General features: G+C 68.4%; 1 protein-coding gene and 1 pseudogene. Both read right to left on the minus strand.

The annotated features are described in order from the left end of the window. A pseudogene (locus VIR09_RS27145) lies at nucleotides 1-154 on the minus strand (PepSY domain-containing protein); the annotation flags it as partial. A 23-nt stretch (nucleotides 155-177) separates the two neighbouring features. Next, a complete protein-coding gene (locus tag VIR09_RS27150) occupies nucleotides 178-2,379 on the minus strand; it encodes a TonB-dependent receptor (RefSeq protein ID WP_332015686.1) in 2,202 nt (733 codons plus the stop codon). Nucleotides 2,380-2,546 lie beyond the last annotated feature (167 nt).

The following is a 2,546-nucleotide window of genomic DNA, read 5'->3' on the forward strand; positions in this document are numbered from 1 at the left end:
ACATCATCACCACGCCGGAGATGAACCACATGGCGAAGAACAGGCACAGCACGATGCCCGCCCAGCGGTGGATCAGGTACAGCCACCGCTTGGCGCGCGCCGCCAGCGGCGGTCCGGCGGAACGCCGGGACGAGGAAGCAAGGGTCGTGTTCATGGCGGTCTGTCCTGGCGAACCGATCAGAAGCGGGCCTGCAAGGTGAGCTCGACCGAGCGCGGGGCGCCCAGGTAATACATGGTCGGCGTGGCGTTCGCGGCGTAGACCTTGTCGGTCAGGTTGCGCACGCGCGCCGTCACGCTCAGGTTGCGATTGATCCGGTGCGACAGCGCCGCGTCGAACACGGTGTAGGACGGCGTCCAGACGGTATTGGCGGCGTCGGCATACATGCGGCCGACGTAGCGCGCCGCCATGCTGGCGGTCCAGTCGGGCAGGAAGGCGTAATCCAGCCAGACGTTGGCCAAACGGCGCGGCGTATTGGTCGGCACGTTGCCGTTGCGCGAGACCGCCACGCCGCCCACCGATTGCGAGAAGTCGTCGTACTGAGGGTCGACGAAGGCGACGTTGCCCTGCAGGGACAGCTGGGACGTCAGTTGCAGGCCGCCGGCCAGTTCGATGCCGCGCGCCGATTGCGCGCCCACCGGCACGCTGACGCCGGGGTTGTTGGGGTCCGAGGTGGCGATGTTCTTGCGCTTGATCTCATAGACCGCCACGGTGGCCGTGCCGCGGCCGTCCCAGAAGTTGAATTTGCCGCCCACTTCGGCCTGTCTGCCGGTGCTGAGCTTGTCATTGCTCAGCACGTCGGCGAACGAGGCCGTGGCCAATATGCCGGAGGGGGGATCCGCCGCGGTGGCGTACTGCGCGTACAGCGTAGCCTCCGGACTCAGTTCCCAGTTCACACCCAGCCGCCCGGTCAGCGGCGAGTAGCTGCGCTGCGCGCTGGCGGGCGAAGCCGCCGTGACGGCGCGGCGGTTGGTCAGGTCCAGGTCGATGAAGTCCTTGCGCAGCGCCGACACGATGGCCACGCCCGGCAGCACCGTGGTGCGGTTTTCCATCGTCAGCGCCAGCGTGCGGATGCGGTTGTCGCGATCGGCGACATGGCCGCGTTTCATGCCAGGGATATCGTAGAAATCGCCGGCCGAGAAGTCGTAGGGATCGACTGCATCCACCTGGGCGGGCAGGCTGGTGGGATAGCGCGTGATCTTGTTCTGGCTGACGTCCACGCCGAAGGACCAGTCGCTGGGCAGGCCGGCCAGGGTCGAGCGGTACAGGCCTTCGACCCGGTTGCCGATCAGGCTTTGCTCGTGGCGCTGCAGCAGCGCGCCGGAGCGCAGCACCAGGCTGTTGCCGGCGTTCAGGCGGTAGCTCTCCAGATTGCGGTAATCGCGTTCGGCGCGATAGTAGTAGAGCGTATTCTTGAAGGTCAGATTGGAGCCGGCGCGCCATTCGGTCAGGGAGCGCGCCCACAGCACCGACTGCTCATACAGGCCATCGTTGACGTTGTAGTTCTTGAATCGCGTGCCATCCAGGATGCGGCCCGTGCCCTGCACCACGCCGTTGGCGTCGGTTTTCAGCGGCGTGCCCCAGTAGGGGCGGTCGATCTGTTCGCGCTGGTACTCGAAGGCGAAGGTCTGGGTCACGTCGGCGCCCAGGTCGGACAGCAGCGAGGCGGCCACCTGGCTGGCGCGGGAATGGTTACCGTCGACCCAGCCGTGGCTGGAATCGGTGTTGGCGTCGATGCGCAGATAGTGGCCGCGGCCGCCGGGCTCGCCCGCCAGTTGCTGGTTCAGGCCCACCGACAGTTGGCGGCTGTCGAACGAGCCCAGCCGCAGCTGGCCGTCGTAGAAGGTGTCGCGTTCGGGCAGCTTGGTGACGTAGTTGATGGCGCCGCCCACCGCGCCCGCGCCGAACAGGAAGGTGGAGGGGCCGCCTATCGCCTCGACCCGGTCGTAGATCCAGCTGTCCACCGGCCGCGCGGCGATGGAGTCGTACTGCACGGAGATGCCGTTGAACAGTTGCGAGACCTGGCCGCCGGAGAAGCCGCGGTAGCTGACCGCGCCGGCATTGCCGGGCGGCGAGGCGTTGTCCACGCCGGGAATGCCGCGGGCGATCTCCTGCGTGTTCAGGGACCCGCGCGCTTCGATCTGCTCGCGCGAGATCACGGTGACGCTGGCGGGGGTTTCGCGCAGGGTCAGGCCCAGGCGGCTGCCGGTGCTGTCGCGCGCGTTCAGGTTGATGGGGCCGTTGGGGGCGGGCGCTTCGGCTGCCGCGCCGTGCACGGTGGTGGGCGCCAGGGTTTGCACGGCGGGTTCCGTGGGCTGGGCCTGGGCGGAGCCGCTGGCGAGCGCGCCCAGCAGCAGTCTGTAGATCGTGGCTTTCTTCATGTCTGGAACCGGTGGTCCGGCCCGCACGCCCGGCGGCCTTCCCGGGTACGGGCAGGGCTGGCCGGTGCGCATGAGCCTGAATGACGGCACGCATCCGGACGCGCGGGTGGCGCGGACGGAACGTGGCAACGGGGTAGCAGCGTGCGGACGCGGACCGGCCGCCGTCA

This window comes from Achromobacter sp., assembly GCF_036567245.1.
Taxonomy (GTDB): Bacteria; Pseudomonadota; Gammaproteobacteria; order Burkholderiales; family Burkholderiaceae_B; genus Achromobacter.

What these genes read in the sequence shown, in the direction of transcription:
- VIR09_RS27150 (WP_332015686.1), bottom strand. Translation starts at nt 2,379, where the DNA reads ATGAAGAAAGCCACGATCTACAGACTGCTGCTGGGCGCGCTCGCCAGC.